We start from the raw sequence: 14,185 nt of genomic DNA on the forward strand, positions 1-14,185 counted from the left end.
GCTCACGCTCCCGTGGCGACGAGGACGGCGGCGACCGCGAGGACGACGGTGCCGGCGAGCAGCGCGCTCACATAGGTCTGGACGTTGCCGGTCTGGGCACGCCGTACGGCGGCGCCGAGCCAGCGGGGCAGCGCACCCGCACCGCGGACATAGGTCTCGACGACCTCGCGGTCGAGGAACCTGACGAGGCTCGCCCCGGCCTGGACCGGGCGGACGAAGAGGGCCGTGTACACGGCGTCCAGGTGGAATCCGGCGGCCGCGTGGCGGTGCAGCGGTCCCAGCAGCAGCCGTCCCGGGTCGGCGGGGTCCGGGGCGTAGGCGATGTCGCCGTAGGCCGGCTCGTGGGTGGCGATGGCTTCGGCCTCGACCTGGGCGGCGTCGCCCTCGGGATGGGCCGCGACGGCGCCCAGCGGGACACGGGCCGCGAGGGCGGTGGTGTGCCGCCAGGCGGCGTAGGTGACGATGCCGCCGACGAGCGCCATGCCCGTGCCGAGCACGGAGGTGGTCAGGGTCGGGCCGAGGTCGCGGCCGTCGAACCAGTCGGGAAGCAGGCGGAACGCGAACCCGCCGAGGGCCAGGGACGGCACGGCGAGGACCCAGAGCACGACGGTCATCGTCAGGGGCTGCCTGCCGTGATCGGGGGCTTCGGTGCCCCGGCCGCGGAAGGCGAGCAGCCACAGGCGCATCGCGTAGGCGGCGGTGAGCACGGCCGTGAGCAGACCGGCGACGAGGACGAGCCAGCCCGCGGCGGCGGGGGCGTGCTCGGTGTGCCCGGTGACGACGTGCTCGGCGACGCCGAGCACGGCCTCCTTGGAGAAGAAGCCGCTGAAGGGCGGGATCGCGGCGAGCGCGAGCAGCGCCACCGTCAAGGTCCAGTAGGCGTCGGGGATGCGGTCGCGCAGGTTCCGCATGCGGGACATGGCGGCGAGCGAGTTGGTGCCGGCGGCGTGGATGATCACGCCGGCCGCGAGGAACAGCAGCGCCTTGAAGGCCCCGTGGGACAGGAGGTGGAAGACGGCGGCACCGCGGTCGCCGACGGCGAGGGCGCCGGTCATGTAGCCGAGCTGGCCGATCGTCGAGTAGGCGAGGACACGCTTGATGTCGTCCTGGGCGAGTGCGGCGAGGGCCGAGCCGGTCATCGTGACGGCGGCCATGACGGCGAGGACGACCATCGCGGCCTGGGAGGCCTCGAAGACCGGGAGGAGACGGGCGATGAAGTAGACACCGGCGGCGACCATCGTCGCGGCGTGGATCAGGGCGGAGACGGGGGTCGGGCCCGCCATCGCGTCGGGGAGCCAGGTGTGCAGCGGGAACTGCGCCGACTTGCCCGCCACGCCCGCGAGGAGAAGCAGGGCGATCAGCGTCGGGTGGTCGAGCCCGCCGCTCGCGACGGTACCGAGGATGCGGGTGATGCGGAACGAGCCGGCGTCGGTGGCCAGGGCGAACAGGCCGATGAGGAAGGGGACGTCGCCGAGCTTGGTGACCAGGAAGGCCTTGAGGGAGGCGGCGCGGGCCTCCGGGGTCTCCCAGTAGTGGCCGACGAGGAAGTAGGAGCAGATGCCCATGACCTCCCAGCCGACCAGCAGCACGATCAGGTCGCCGGAGTAGACGACCAGGAACATCGCGGAGGTGAACAGCGAGACGAGAGCGGCGTAGGAGGGGTATCGCGGGTCGGAGCGCAGATAGCCCGTCGAGTAGATCTGCACGCAGGAGGCGACCAGGCCGACCAGGACGGCGACGAGGGCGGCGAAGCCGTCGATGTGCAGGGCGAGCTCGATGGGGACCGAGCCGGTGGGGGTGAGTTCCGTGGCCGAGTCGACGGCCGCTCCGCCGCCCTGGCGTACGGCGACCAGCGCGGCGAGCACCAGGGAGGTGAGCGTCGGCAGGACGGCGAGGGGACGGGCGAAGCCGGGTGCCGTGCGGCCCACCAGCAGGCCGGCGGCGGCACCGAGGAACGGAAGGAGAGGGACGAGGGCGGCGAGGGTGGTCGTGGTCACGCGGTGGCCTCAGCCTTCTGGGCCTCGTCGGACTGCTCGGCCGGGCGGGCGTCGTGGTCGGGGTCGTCGGGGTCGTGCCGTTCGGAGGTGTCGCGGAGCTTGTCGATGTCCGAGGTGCCGCGATTGCGGTGGACGGCGAGGACGATGGCCAGCCCGATGCCGATCTCGGCGGCGGCGATGGCGATGGTGAACAAGGTCAGTGCCTGACCGGAGTGCAGGGTCTCCCTGGCGGCCTTGCTGAGCCAGACGTCGAAAGCGACCAGGTTGAGGTTGACGGCGTTGAGCATGAGCTCGACCGACATCAGGACCAGGATCGCGTTGCGGCGGGCGAGGACGCCGTACAGGCCCGTGCAGAAGAGCAGGGCGGAGAGCACGGCGGGGTAGGCGAGGTGCATCAGCGGGCACCTTCCTGCTCGGAACTTCCCGAACCCTGCGTGACAGTCCGGGAACTCTTCGTGACGCCCGGGGCGTTCACGGGGGGAGAGCTCGACTCCGCCTTCGCCTTGCGGGACAGGACGATGGCGCCGACCAGGGCGGCGAGGAGGAGGACGGAGAGGGCCTCGAAGGGGAGCACCCAGTTCTGGAAGAGACTCGCGCCGGTGGCCTCGGTGGAGCCGGCGGCGGGGCCGTCCAGGTCGATCCAGGTCGTGCGGAAGGCGTCGACGACGACCCAGACCAGGGCGGCGGCAGCGGCGACGGCCACGGCGAGGGCGGCCCAGCGGTTGCCGGAATCGGCGTCCGGGGAGCGGCCGATGGGGGCTCTGGTGAGCATCAGACCGAACAGGAGGAGGACGACGACGGAACCGACATAGATGAGGACCTGCACCCAGGCGATGAACTCGGCGGTGAGCAGGAGGTACTCGACGGCGAGGCCGCCGAGGGTGACCACCAGCCACAGGGCGGCGTGCACCAGCTGCCTGGTGGTGACGGTGACGAGGGCGGCGCCGAAGGTCACCAGGCCGACGAGGAGGAAGGCGATCTCGACGCCGGTCGGGGAGAGGAAACCGTGGGTTTGCGCGGCGGCCCCGGTGGTCGGGCCGGTCGCGAGGAGGGCGGCGGTCGCGGCGAGGGTCATTCTGAGCCCTCCTGCCCCGGCTTCGGCTGGTCGGTCTGCTGCTGGGAGTCGCCCTGGGGCCGGGTGGGCCGTTCGGCGGCGCGGGCCTGCTCGTCGGCGTGGGGTTCGGCGGCCGGCGGGGCCTGCTGGGCGGCCAGCTTGTCGGCGGCCTTGCGGGCGGCGGCGAGTTCCTTCGGTTCCTCCGCGCCGGGGTCGAGGGCCGGCGGGGCCGGGACGGTCCACATCCACTCGCGGAGCTTGTCGCGCTCGTGGGTGAGGTCGCGGATGTCGGTCTCGGCGTACTCGAACTCAGGGGACCAGAACAGGGCGTCGAAAGGGCAGACCTCGATGCAGATACCGCAGTACATGCACAGGGAGAAGTCGATGGCGAAGCGGTCGAGAACATTGCGGCTGCGCTCGCGGCCGCCCGGGGCCGCCGGAGGGACCGTCTCCTTGTGGGAGTCGATGTAGATGCACCAGTCCGGGCACTCGCGGGCGCAGAGCATGCAGACCGTGCAGTTCTCCTCGAACAGGCCGATCACACCGCGGGTGCGGGGCGGGAGGTCGGGCTGGGCGTCGGGGTACTGCGCGGTGACGGACTTCTTCGTCATCGTGCGGAGGGTGACGGCCAGGCCCTTGGCGAGGCCACTTCCGGGGATGCGGGGCCGGGAGGGCGGGAGAGACGCAGCCATGGTTACTGGATCACCACCTTGACGATGCCGGTGAGGGCGATCTGGGCGAGGGAGAGAGGGACGAGGAGGGTCCAGGCGAGCTTCTGGAGCTGGTCCTCGCGCAGGCGCGGGTAGGTGACGCGCAGCCAGATCACGAGGAAGGCGAGGACGGCGGTCTTGAGCAGGGTCCAGACCCAGCCGAGGCCGTCGGCGCCCCAGGGGCCGTGCCAGCCGCCCAGGAAGAGGACGGTGGTCAGGCCGCACAGGACGACGATTCCGGCGTACTCGGCGAGGAGGAAGAGAGCGAAACGGAGGCCGGTGTACTCGGTGTAGGCGCCGAAGATGATCTCCGAGTCGGCGACGGGCATGTCGAAGGGCGGGCGCTGGAGTTCGGCGAGACCGGCCACGAAGAACACGATCGCGCCGATGATCTGCCAGGGCAGCCACCACCACTCGAAGGCGTCGAGGATGCCGGGGAGGGAGACGGTGCCGGCCGCCATCGCCACCGAGGCGGCGGTCAGGAGCATCGGCAGTTCGTAGGCGAGGAGCTGGGCGGCGGTGCGCAGGCCGCCGAGGAGGGAGAACTTGTTCGCGGACGCCCAGCCGGCCATGAGCGAGCCGAGGACGCCGACGCCCATGACGGCCAGGACGAAGAAGACGCCCGCGTCGATGACCTGCCCGACGGCTCCCTCGCCGGGGCCGATGGGGATGGCCAGCAGGACGAGGAGGTAGGGCAGGAGGGCGACGGCGGGGGCCAGTTGGAAGATGCGGCGGTCGGCGCCCGCGGGGACGACGTCTTCCTTCTGCGCGAACTTCACGCCGTCGGCGATCAGCTGGGCCCAGCCGTGGAAGCCGCCGGCGTACATGGGGCCGAGGCGGCCCTGCATATGGGCCATGACCTTGTGTTCGGTCTGGCCGATGATCAGGGGGAAGGTGAGGAAGACGACGAAGACGACCAGGAGTCGCAGAGCGACGTCGAGCACGTCGTTCACTGAGGGCCTCCTGCGGGGTCCCCGGGATTCTTGGGGTGCCCGGGATTCTTGGGGTGCCCGGGATTTCCGTGGTCTTCACGGTTCTCGGGGTTGTCCGGGTTGCCCGTGGGCTTCGCGGTGTCGTCCGAGAGGTTCGGCTGGGTCGCCGAGTCCGGGGTGTCGCGGGTCTCCGGGTTGTCCGGCGACTCGGAGGGCTGCGGCCCGCCTGCAGACTCCGGCGCAGGCGCCTGCGCCGCCTCGGGAGACGGTTCGGGGGCCGGTTCGCCGAAGGCGGGACGGGCGTGGTGCCAGGGGGCGTCCGAGCTGCGCGGGGCGCTCGACGATGCGGGGGCGGACGTCGACGATGCGGGGGCGGACGTCGGGGATGCGGGGTCGGACGTCGGCGTCGGCCGGTTGGGCTGCTGACTCGCCGATCCCTGCGCCGCCGAGCGGCTTCGCCGTGGTCCCGAGGAAGCCCGGGCAGCCGACTCGTCGGGCGCCGGCGGGCTGGCCGAGCCCTCAGCGGCCGTGCGCGTCCGTCGCGGAGTTGCCGCCGCACCTGCTGCATCAGCGCCCTGACCCTGCCCACCGGCAGCCGAAGCCTCGGCCCGGGCAGCCGAAGCCTCCGCCCGGGCAGCCGAAGTCTCGTCTCCGGCAGCCGGAGTTTCCGCACCCGCGGTGGACTGGCTCGCCGACCCCTCCGACACCGAGCGAGTGCGTCGTACGGGGCGTTCTCCCGCTGGGCGTGCGGCGCCTCGGGCCGGGCGTTCGCCTGCTGCGCGGCCTGCGCCTCGGGCGGGGGCCGGCGGGAGTTGGCCTTTGAGGGGGCCCCATTCGTTGGGGTCGGGGACGCCGGGTGGGAGCATCTGGCGGCGCTTGGGGCCGCCGTGTTCCGACTCGCCCGGCTCCTTCGCGCCGGGCCAGGCCTTGGCGACGCGGGCGGCCAGGACGAAGTCCTTGCGCAAAGGGTGGCCTTCGAAGTTCTCGGGCAGGAGCAGGTGGTCCAGCGCCGGGTGGCCTTCGAAGGTGATGCCGAACATCTCGTACGTCTCGCGTTCGTGCCAGGCGGCGCCCGCGTAGACGTCGACCGCCGAGGGCAGGGTGGGGGCCTCGTGCGGGACGGTCGTACGCAGCAGGAGGCGTCGGACGGGAGAGAGTGCGGCGACGTGGGCCGTGACATGGAAGCCCGTGCCCGGTTCGTCGACGGCGCTCAGCCAGTCGAAGTAGGTGCAGCCGAGGCGGTCGCGGGCGGTCTCCAGGGCGGTGATCCAGGCTGCCGGGGGGACGTCGACCGCCAGGACCTCGTAGGACTCCTCGGCCGTGGTGTCCGGGCCGAAGAGCTCCTCGGCGGGCGCGGGCAGCCAGCCGACGGCGGTCATCGCCCCTCCCCCGAGGTCGTCTCCGGGGCGGGCGGCCGCACCAGTCCGCTCTGCAGCGCCGCCGCCGAAGGACGCTCCGCACCGCTGCCGTACCGCTCCCCCAGCGACTCGCGGGCGATCTTCTCCTGGAGCTTCAGGATGCCCTGGAGCAGCGCCTCGGGGCGGGGCGGGCAGCCGGGGACGTAGACGTCGACGGGGATGATCTGGTCGACACCCTTGGTGACCGAGTAGGAGTCCCAGTAGGGGCCGCCGCAGTTGCTGCACGCGCCGAAGGAGATGACGTACTTCGGTTCCGGCATCTGCTCGTAGAGGCGCTTCACGGCCGGGGCCATCTTGTCCGTGACCGTGCCGGAGACGACCATCAGGTCGGCCTGGCGGGGGCCCGGGGCGAACGGGATGACGCCGAGGCGGATGAAGTCGTGGCGGGCCATCGACGCGGCGATGAACTCGATCGCGCAGCAGGCGAGGCCGAAGTTGAAGACCCAGAGCGAGTAGCGGCGGCCCCAGTTGAGGACGACCTTCATCGGCTCGGGGGCGAGGCGGGCCAGGGCGCCCAGCCGCTTGGGCTCGGGCAGCAGAACAGGCTCGGACACCGAGGGGTTCACGTCCATGCCAGGACGCCCTTCTTGTAGGCGTAGAGCAGGCCGACCGCCAGGAAGCCGAGGAAGATGAACATCTCGGCCAGGGTCGTCGCGCCGTAGCCGGGGGCGGCGAAGACGGTCGCCCAGGGGAACAGGAAGATCGAGTCGACGGCGAAGATCACGTAGAGGAAGGCGTACACGTAGTAGCGGACCTGGGTGTGGGCCCAGCCCTCGCCGACGGGGTCGACGCCGCACTCGTACGTCAGGAGCTTCTCGGGGGTGGGGACCACGGGCCGCAGCAGGCGGCCTGCCCCGAAGGCGACGGCGACGAACAGCACGCCGATCACGGCGAGCAGTCCGACGACCGAGTAGGACTGGAAGTAGTCCGCCGCGACGACGGTCGTGGTGACGACGGTCGGTTCCGGCACGTCCGTCCCTCGCTCCCTCAGAATTCGGACCTGGATCCTTCGACGATGCCGCGGCTCACGGGGATGCCGCCGTTCGACGATCTGTACGCACGGGAGTCTAGGCCCTGATAAGGGCAGGGTAAGCAGCCCGTCACCGCCGGGCATACGGGGGGTGGGGTTTTCCTCAGTCGATCCTGGCGGCCCACCTCATGGCGCAGCCGTCCGCCGCCGGGCACGCTAACGCACATGACCCAACGCATCCCGTCCCCGGGCACGACGGTGGCCCGGTCGGCCGCCGGGCCGGACGACCGTCCGCCGCCGGCCCGGCTCGCCTATGACCGGCACACCTGGAAAGAGATCGCGCACCTGCTGGCCAACCTTCCGGTCGCGCTGTTCGGTTTCACCTATGTCGTGACGATGCTGTCCATCGGTTTCGGGATGACCGTCACGGTGGTCGGGTTCCCGCTGCTCGCGGCCGGACTCATGGGCGCACGGCAGTTGGGCAGGCTGGAGCGGGCGCGGGCCCGGGCTCTGCTCGGGGTGCGGATCGAGGAGCCGAGCCGGCTGCGGCTGCGCGGCGAGGGCGGCTTCTTCCAGCGGCTGTGGCTGCAGCTGAAGGACCCGGTGGGCTGGCGCACGGTCCTGTACGAGTTCATCCGGCTGCCCTGGGGCGTGCTCACCTTCAGCGTCACGCTGGTCTCGCTGTTCGTGCTGTGGCCGGTGCTGCCGTTCATCGCGCGGGGGCTGACCAACGCCGACCGGGCCATGGTGCGGGCGCTGCTGTCGCCCTCCGACGAGCTGGAGCGGCGGATCGCCGAGCTGGAGTCGGACCGGGGGGTCGTGGTGGACACGGCCGCGGCCGACCTGCGGCGCATCGAGCGGGATCTGCACGACGGGGCACAGGCCCGGCTGGTCAATCTGGCGATGGGGCTCGGCCTGGCGAAGGAGAAGGTGCTGGAGGATCCCGACGCGGCGGCGGTGATGGTCGAGGAGGCACACGGTGAGGTGAAGCTGGCGCTGCAGGAGCTGCGGGACCTGGCGCGAGGCATCCATCCTGCGGTCCTGACCGACCGCGGCCTGGACGCGGCCCTGTCCTCGGTCGCCACGCGCTGCACGGTCCCGGTGAAGGTGACGGTCGATCTGCCGGAGCGGCCGGCCGCGGCGATCGAGGGCATCGCCTACTTCACCGTGTCGGAGTTGCTGCAGAACGTCAGCAAGCACAGCAGGGCGAAGTCGGCCTCGGTGGAAGTGTGGCGGACCGACACCCGGCTGCTGATCCAGGTGTGGGACGACGGCGGTGGGGGTGCGAGCCTCGACGGCGGTACGGGGATGAAGGGCCTGGCGGAGCGGCTGGAGGCCGTCGACGGGCTGTTCGTGCTGGAGTCGCCCGAGGGCGGCCCGACGACGGTCACGGCGGAACTGCCGTGGCGTGACCGGTCCGAGGCCCGGGGCTCGTGACCGGTCCGAGGCCCGGGGCTCCTGACCGGTCCGAGGCCCGGGGGTAGGGACCGGTCCGAGGCCCGGGGGTAGGGGAAACCCCCGTTCAAGACGCCGACGGACTCCATGGTCCGCCGATCTGCGGCGGAGCAGGGTGGAGGTACGAGAGCACGGCTGCGGTACGAGGAGAAGGACGGCGTCGATGGCCACGGAGTACGGACAGGGGTACGGGCTCGACAGTGGGTCCGGGTTCCCCGGAAGCACCGAACGGCGGCACCGGTTGCCGACCGCGCTGCGGGCGCCGGTCGAGGGCCGCACCTGGCGCGAGCTCGCCCACGTGCTGCTCAGCCTGCCGGTCGGCATCCTGATGTTCACCTACGCGGTCACGATGGTGTCGCTGGGGGCGGGACTGCTGGTCACGTTCCTCGGCATACCGGTGCTGGCGGCGGCGCTCGCCGGGTGCCGCGGCTTCGGGGCGCTGGAGCGGACCCGGGCGCGGACGCTGCTGGGCCTGGAGGTGGGCGAGCCGGAGCCGCTGCGGATGACCAAGCCGGGCGCGATGGCGTGGATGGGGGCCGTCCTCAAGAGCGGCGTCTCGTGGCGGGCCCTGCTGTACGCGGTGGTGCAACTGCCCTGGGCGGTGTTCTCGTTCGCCGTCGCCCTGCACGTGTGGTTGCTGGGCTGGGCACTGCTGACGTACCCGCTGTGGTTCTGGGCGCTCCCGATGCACGCCGGCCCGGACGGGCTCCAGCTGTACGGCGACGGCACGCACCGGATCTACCTCGACAACCCCTTCGAGATCACGGTGACCGCGCTGGTGGGGCTGCTGTTCACGATCGCCGCTCCATGGCTCGTGCGGGCGCTGACGATGGTGGACCGGCTGCTGGTGCACGGGCTGCTCGGGCCGTCGCGGCTGGCCTCGCGGGTGGTGGAGCTGGAGTCGGACCGTGGGGTGGTGGTCGACACCGCTGCGGCCGATCTGCGCCGTATCGAGCGGGATCTGCACGACGGGGCGCAGGCCCGGCTGGTGGCGCTGGCCATGGATCTGGGGCTGGCGAAGGAGAAGCTCCAGGAGGACCCGCGGGCGGCCGCGCGGATGGTGGACGAGGCGCACGGTGAGGTGAAGACGGCGCTGCAGGAGCTGCGGGACCTGGCGCGCGGCATCCACCCGGCGGTCCTGACCGACCGCGGTCTGGACGCGGCCCTGTCGGCGGTCGCCTCGCGCTGCACGGTGCCGGTGCGGGTCGAGGTCGACCTGGCGGAGCGGCCGGCGCCGGCGATCGAGGGGATCGCGTACTTCACGGTGTCGGAATTGCTGCAGAACATCAGCAAGCACGCGCGGGCCACCTGGGCCGGCGTGGAGGTGTGGCGGACGGAGGACCGGCTGATGCTGCAGGTCGTGGACAACGGGGTGGGCGGGGCCGACGTGTCCGGGGGGTCGGGGCTGGCGGGGCTGGTGGACCGGCTCGACGCGGTGGACGGGATCCTGGTGGTGGACTCGCCGACGGGTGGACCGACCCGGGTGACGGCGGAGCTGCCGTGGCGGGGAGCTCATATGCGGTGACCTCCGGCCGGGGTGTGATGCCGGGGCTCCGCGCCGGTGACCCCGCCACGGGGCTCCGCCCCCTGGCCCCCCGGCCTTCGCCCACCCACCACCCGGACGAGAAGGCACCACCCCGACGAGAAAAGCAGGCCCCTCTCGATTCCGTCGGACAAGAAGCCGCTCCTGCCCCCAACCATCCCCCGACCCTGAAATGCTGGACCCGTCGTACGGGTGGGCGCGCAGCCGTTGTGGGCTGCGGACGGGCGGCATCGGGTTGTGGGGGCCGGACATCGTGGAGGACAGGGTGCGGGTGGTCATCGCCGAGGATTCAGTGCTGCTCAGGGAGGGCCTGACCCGGCTGCTGACCGACCGCGGGCACGACGTCGTCGCCGGTGTGGGTGACGGCGAGGCACTGATCAAGACCATCACGGAGCTGGACGCGCAGGGCGAGCTGCCGGACGTGGTCGTGGCCGACGTCCGTATGCCGCCGACGCACACCGACGAGGGGGTGCGTGCCGCGGTGCAGCTGCGCAGGGCCCACCCGGGGCTCGGGGTGCTGGTGCTGTCTCAGTACGTGGAGGAGCGCTACGCCACGGAGCTGCTCGCGGGGTCCAGCCGGGGTGTCGGCTACCTGCTGAAGGACCGGGTCGCCGATGTACGCGAGTTCGTGGACGCGGTGGTGCGGGTGGCGGAGGGCGGTACGGCGCTCGACCCGGAGGTGGTCGCGCAGCTGCTGGGCCGCAGCCGCAAGCAGGACGTGCTGGCGGGGCTCACCCCGAGGGAGCGTGAGGTGCTCGGGCTGATGGCCGAGGGGCGGACGAACTCTGCGGTCGCGCGGCAGCTCGTGGTCAGCGACGGGGCGGTCGAGAAGCACGTCAGCAACATCTTCCTGAAGCTGGGGCTGTCCCCGAGCGAGGGCGACCACCGCAGGGTCCTGGCCGTGCTGACGTATCTGAACTCCTGACGTTCACGATCCCTGACCCCGGAAACCCGGACAAACGCGGATGCATAGCCATACCGAAGTCGTGTCCAAGATGCGAATGACCCCAAGAAGGCGACCCTTGCGGTCGTAGTGTTGATCCAGGGAAGGCCTGCGGGAAGGTCTGTCCCGGACAGCGTCCTCGAGGGAGGTCCAGTTCAGTGACCAGCCAGGTCAGTAGCCCGGAGCAGGCCGACGAATCAGTCGTGGGAGAGCAGCGCAAAGCGGCGGGCGCGAAGGACGTGCGTCGCCTCGACCGGGTGATCATCAGGTTCGCGGGGGACTCGGGTGACGGTATGCAGCTCACCGGTGACCGTTTCACCTCGGAGACCGCGTCGTTCGGCAACGACCTGTCGACCCTGCCGAACTTCCCTGCCGAGATCAGGGCGCCCGCAGGGACCCTGCCGGGGGTGTCGTCCTTCCAGTTGCACTTCGCCGACCACGACATCCTCACGCCCGGCGACGCGCCGAACGTGCTGGTGGCGATGAACCCGGCCGCACTGAAGGCCAACATCGGCGACCTGCCGCGCGGCGCCGAGGTGATCGTCAACACGGACGAGTTCACCAAGCGGGCGCTGCAGAAGGTCGGCTACGAGACGTCCCCGCTGGAGGACGGATCGCTGGACGGCTACCACCTGCACCCCGTGCCGCTGACGACGCTCACGGTCGAGGCGCTCAAGGAGTTCGACCTCAGCCGCAAGGAGGCCGAGCGCAGCAAGAACATGTTCGCGCTGGGCCTGCTCAGCTGGATGTACCACCGGCCCACCGAGGGCACCGAGAAGTTCCTGAAGTCGAAGTTCGCGAAGAAGCCCGACATCGCGGCGGCCAACATCGCGGCGTTCCGGGCCGGCTGGAACTTCGGCGAGACGACGGAGGACTTCGCCGTATCCTACGAGGTCGCCCCGGCGGCCACGGCGTTCCCGCCGGGTGTCTATCGCAACATCTCCGGCAACCTCGCCCTGTCGTACGGGCTGGTCGCGGCGAGCCGGCAGGCGGATCTGCCGCTGTACCTGGGGTCGTACCCGATCACTCCGGCGTCGGACATCCTGCACGAGCTGAGCAAACACAAGAACTTCGGTGTGCGGACCTTCCAGGCGGAGGACGAGATCGCCGGCATCGGGGCCGCGCTGGGCGCGGCCTTCGGTGGTTCGCTGGCCGTGACCACGACGAGCGGTCCGGGTGTGGCGCTGAAGTCGGAGACGATCGGTCTCGCGGTCTCGCTGGAGCTGCCGCTGCTGGTCGTGGACATCCAGCGCGGTGGTCCGTCGACGGGTCTGCCCACCAAGACCGAGCAGGCGGACCTGCTCCAGGCGATGTACGGGCGCAACGGCGAGGCGCCGGTGCCGGTGGTCGCGCCGCGCACCCCGGCGGACTGCTTCGACGCCGCACTGGAGGCGGCGCGGATCGCGCTGACGTACCGCACGCCCGTGTTCCTGCTGTCCGACGGCTACCTGGCCAACGGCTCCGAGCCCTGGCGGATCCCCGACATCGAGGAGTTGCCGGACCTGCGGGTGCAGTTCGCGCAGGGGCCGAACCACACGCTCGACGACGGCTCCGAGGTGTTCTGGCCGTACAAGCGGGACCCGCAGACACTGGCCCGCCCGTGGGCGATCCCGGGCACACCGGGTCTGGAGCACCGGATCGGCGGCATCGAGAAGCAGGACGGCACGGGCAACATCTCCTACGACCCGGCCAACCACGACTTCATGGTGCGCACCCGGCAGGCGAAGATCGACGGTATCGACGTCCCGGACGTCGAGGTGGACGATCCCCACGGGGCGAAGACGCTGGTCCTGGGCTGGGGCTCGACGTACGGGCCGATCACGGCGGCGGTGCGGCGGCTGCGCAGGACCGGGGAGTCCGTCGCGCAGGCGCATCTGCGCCATCTCAACCCCTTCCCGCGGAATCTGGGTTCCGTGCTGGAGCGTTACGACAAGGTGGTGATCCCCGAGATGAACCTCGGGCAGCTCGCCACGCTCATCCGGGCGAAGTACCTGGTCGACGCCCACTCGTACACCCAGGTCAACGGCATGCCGTTCAAGGCGGAGCAGCTCGCCGCGGCTCTGAAGGAGGCCATCGATGGCTGAGACGTCCACGCACGGCACGGGCACCATCGAGGCGCTTTCCCTCGTCCCCAAGGCCGAGGGCAGGCAGTCGATGAAGGACTTCAAGTCCGACCAGGAAGTGCGCTGGTGCCCCGGCTGCGGCGACTACGCCATCCTCGCGGCGGTGCAGGGCTTCATGCCGGAGCTGGGGCTGGCGAAGGAGAACATCGTCTTCGTCTCGGGCATCGGCTGCTCGTCGCGCTTCCCGTACTACATGAACACGTACGGGATGCACTCCATCCACGGCCGCGCCCCCGCCATCGCCACGGGTCTGGCGAGCTCCCGCCGGGATCTGTCGGTGTGGGTCGTCACCGGTGACGGCGACGCGCTGTCCATCGGCGGCAACCACCTGATCCACGCGCTGCGCCGCAACGTCAACCTCAAGATCCTGCTGTTCAACAACCGGATCTACGGTCTGACCAAGGGCCAGTACTCGCCGACCTCCGAGGTCGGGAAGATCACCAAGTCGACGCCGATGGGTTCGCTGGACGCGCCGTTCAACCCGGTGTCGCTGGCGCTCGGCGCGGAGGCGTCCTTCGTGGCGCGGACGGTGGACTCGGACCGCAAGCACCTGACGGAGGTGCTGCGCCAGGCCTCCGCCCACCAGGGCACGGCGCTGATCGAGATCTACCAGAACTGCAACATCTTCAATGACGGCGCCTTCGACGCCCTCAAGGACAAGCAGCAGGCCGAGGAGGCCGTGATCCGGCTGGAGCACGGCAAGCCCATCCGGTTCGGCGCCGACCAGGCCAAGGGTGTGGTCCGGGATCCGCAGACCGGTGATCTGAAGGTGGTCGCGGTGACGCCTGAGAACGAGGACCAGGTGCTCGTCCACGACGCGCACTCCCCGTCCCCGACCACGGCGTTCGCGCTGTCCCGCCTCGCCGATCCGGACACCCTGCACCACACCCCGATCGGTGTCCTGCGCTCCGTCGAGCGGCCCGTCTACGACACGCAGATGGCCGACCAGCTCGACACCGCGATCGAGCAGCACGGCAAGGGCGACCTGGGCGCGCTGCTGGCGGGCGGCGACACCTGGACGGTCGTGGGCTGACCTGCCG

At 71.1% G+C, this 14,185-nt stretch carries 13 protein-coding genes; 5 read left to right on the top strand and 8 right to left on the bottom strand.

The features are described from left to right. Nucleotides 1–2: 2 nt before the first annotated feature. From FDO69_RS33160 to FDO69_RS33195, 8 genes are read right to left on the bottom strand one after another with little or no spacing between them, the layout of a single operon-like run. Nucleotides 3–1,997, bottom strand: a complete 1,995-nt coding sequence (locus FDO69_RS33160; protein WP_104785601.1) for an NADH-quinone oxidoreductase subunit 5 family protein — start codon at nucleotides 1,995–1,997, stop codon at nucleotides 3–5. Then, nucleotides 1,994–2,392 (bottom strand): NADH-quinone oxidoreductase subunit NuoK, encoded by a 399-nt coding sequence (gene nuoK, locus FDO69_RS33165; RefSeq protein WP_104785604.1) that lies wholly within the window; start codon nucleotides 2,390–2,392, stop codon nucleotides 1,994–1,996. The genes FDO69_RS33160 and nuoK overlap by 4 nt, the downstream gene beginning before the upstream one ends. Next, nucleotides 2,392–3,072 carry an NADH-quinone oxidoreductase subunit J family protein gene (locus FDO69_RS33170; protein WP_104785607.1) on the bottom strand — a complete coding sequence of 227 codons (681 nt, stop codon included), beginning with the start codon at nucleotides 3,070–3,072 and terminating at the stop codon, nucleotides 2,392–2,394. Before FDO69_RS33170 ends, nuoK begins: the two co-directional genes overlap by 1 nt. Continuing rightward, nucleotides 3,069–3,743 (bottom strand): NuoI/complex I 23 kDa subunit family protein, encoded by a 675-nt coding sequence (locus tag FDO69_RS33175; RefSeq protein WP_104785609.1) that lies wholly within the window; start codon nucleotides 3,741–3,743, stop codon nucleotides 3,069–3,071. The genes FDO69_RS33170 and FDO69_RS33175 overlap by 4 nt, the downstream gene beginning before the upstream one ends. A 2-nt stretch (nucleotides 3,744–3,745) precedes the next feature. Beyond that, nucleotides 3,746–4,714, bottom strand: a complete 969-nt coding sequence (locus tag FDO69_RS33180; RefSeq protein WP_104785612.1) for a complex I subunit 1/NuoH family protein — start codon at nucleotides 4,712–4,714, stop codon at nucleotides 3,746–3,748. After that, nucleotides 4,711–6,072 (bottom strand): NADH-quinone oxidoreductase subunit C, encoded by a 1,362-nt coding sequence (locus FDO69_RS33185; protein ID WP_104785615.1) that lies wholly within the window; start codon nucleotides 6,070–6,072, stop codon nucleotides 4,711–4,713. The genes FDO69_RS33180 and FDO69_RS33185 overlap by 4 nt, the downstream gene beginning before the upstream one ends. Next, nucleotides 6,069–6,683 carry an NADH-quinone oxidoreductase subunit B gene (locus FDO69_RS33190; RefSeq protein WP_104785618.1) on the bottom strand — a complete coding sequence of 205 codons (615 nt, stop codon included), beginning with the start codon at nucleotides 6,681–6,683 and terminating at the stop codon, nucleotides 6,069–6,071. The genes FDO69_RS33185 and FDO69_RS33190 overlap by 4 nt, the downstream gene beginning before the upstream one ends. Beyond that, on the bottom strand, nucleotides 6,674–7,081 hold the full coding sequence (locus FDO69_RS33195; protein WP_104785621.1) for an NADH-quinone oxidoreductase subunit A: 408 nt from the start codon (nucleotides 7,079–7,081) through the stop codon (nucleotides 6,674–6,676). Before FDO69_RS33195 ends, FDO69_RS33190 begins: the two co-directional genes overlap by 10 nt. A gap of 225 nt (nucleotides 7,082–7,306) precedes the next feature. Between FDO69_RS33195 and FDO69_RS33200 the strand changes: the two genes are divergently transcribed. The 5 genes from FDO69_RS33200 (at nucleotide 7,307) to FDO69_RS33220 (ending at nucleotide 14,178) form a co-directional block, all read left to right on the top strand. Continuing rightward, entirely contained in the window at nucleotides 7,307–8,518 is a 1,212-nt protein-coding gene (locus FDO69_RS33200) for a sensor histidine kinase (protein ID WP_104785623.1), read from the top strand. A gap of 181 nt (nucleotides 8,519–8,699) precedes the next feature. Then, on the top strand, nucleotides 8,700–10,061 hold the full coding sequence (locus tag FDO69_RS33205; protein WP_104785626.1) for a sensor histidine kinase: 1,362 nt from the start codon (nucleotides 8,700–8,702) through the stop codon (nucleotides 10,059–10,061). Between the two features lie 271 nt (nucleotides 10,062–10,332). Beyond that, nucleotides 10,333–11,004: a response regulator transcription factor gene (locus FDO69_RS33210; protein ID WP_104785788.1), complete on the top strand. Its 672-nt coding sequence runs from the start codon at nucleotides 10,333–10,335 to the stop codon at nucleotides 11,002–11,004. A 176-nt stretch (nucleotides 11,005–11,180) separates the two neighbouring features. Next, the gene (locus FDO69_RS33215) at nucleotides 11,181–13,106 is read left to right on the top strand and encodes a 2-oxoacid:acceptor oxidoreductase subunit alpha (RefSeq protein WP_104785629.1); all 1,926 of its coding nucleotides are present in this window, start codon (nucleotides 11,181–11,183) and stop codon (nucleotides 13,104–13,106) included. Next, the gene (locus FDO69_RS33220; protein WP_104785632.1) at nucleotides 13,099–14,178 is read left to right on the top strand and encodes a 2-oxoacid:ferredoxin oxidoreductase subunit beta; all 1,080 of its coding nucleotides are present in this window, start codon (nucleotides 13,099–13,101) and stop codon (nucleotides 14,176–14,178) included. The genes FDO69_RS33215 and FDO69_RS33220 overlap by 8 nt, the downstream gene beginning before the upstream one ends. The last annotated feature ends 7 nt before the right edge of the window (nucleotides 14,179–14,185 follow it).

Origin of the sequence: Streptomyces tibetensis (assembly GCF_007655005.1) — a bacterium.
GTDB lineage: Bacteria > Actinomycetota > Actinomycetes > Streptomycetales > Streptomycetaceae > Streptomyces > Streptomyces tibetensis.

Coding starts and splice junctions, on each gene's coding strand:
- nuoK (WP_104785604.1), bottom strand. CDS start 2,392: ATGCACCTCGCCTACCCCGCCGTGCTCTCCGCCCTGCTCTTCTGCACG.
- FDO69_RS33205 (WP_104785626.1), top strand. CDS start 8,700: ATGGCCACGGAGTACGGACAGGGGTACGGGCTCGACAGTGGGTCCGGG.
- FDO69_RS33175 (WP_104785609.1), bottom strand. CDS start 3,743: ATGGCTGCGTCTCTCCCGCCCTCCCGGCCCCGCATCCCCGGAAGTGGC.
- FDO69_RS33185 (WP_104785615.1), bottom strand. CDS start 6,072: ATGACCGCCGTCGGCTGGCTGCCCGCGCCCGCCGAGGAGCTCTTCGGC.
- FDO69_RS33190 (WP_104785618.1), bottom strand. CDS start 6,683: ATGGACGTGAACCCCTCGGTGTCCGAGCCTGTTCTGCTGCCCGAGCCC.
- FDO69_RS33200 (WP_104785623.1), top strand. CDS start 7,307: ATGACCCAACGCATCCCGTCCCCGGGCACGACGGTGGCCCGGTCGGCC.
- FDO69_RS33170 (WP_104785607.1), bottom strand. CDS start 3,072: ATGACCCTCGCCGCGACCGCCGCCCTCCTCGCGACCGGCCCGACCACC.
- FDO69_RS33220 (WP_104785632.1), top strand. CDS start 13,099: ATGGCTGAGACGTCCACGCACGGCACGGGCACCATCGAGGCGCTTTCC.